Source organism: Desulfovibrio desulfuricans (genome assembly GCF_024460775.1).
GTDB lineage: Bacteria > Desulfobacterota > Desulfovibrionia > Desulfovibrionales > Desulfovibrionaceae > Desulfovibrio > Desulfovibrio desulfuricans_E.
The window spans coordinates 1-239 of the sequence record NZ_JANFYZ010000099.1 but is presented as its reverse complement, the minus strand read 5'-3'; the positions used below and the strand labels follow the sequence as shown (position 1 = coordinate 239).

At 41.4% G+C, this 239-nt stretch carries 1 protein-coding gene; it reads right to left on the bottom strand.

Annotated features, from left to right (window positions below; genetic code table 11):
* On the bottom strand, positions 1-224 hold a 224-nt coding region (locus tag NE637_RS15545), incomplete at its 3' end, for a cohesin domain-containing protein (protein ID WP_256267827.1).
* Positions 225-239: the final 15 nt, after the last annotated feature.

Genomic DNA, 239 nt, shown 5'->3' with positions numbered 1-239 from the left:
GCAAATGCAAGGTTTACATATGCTCTGTCATCATACTCTTTATTAGCCGTCAGATTTTCCATCTGAGCAAGAAGAGGTGATACTTCACAAGAAACATATTGCACTTTGCTATTATCATAATTAATTACCTGTCCGAATGCATTAAGTCCTGCTACATTCTGCGCGTAAACGTCGATTGTAAACGTCTCGCCTTTCTTCACGCTGTCGCTGCTTGCAAGAAGCATAGCTTCTCCCGAAAC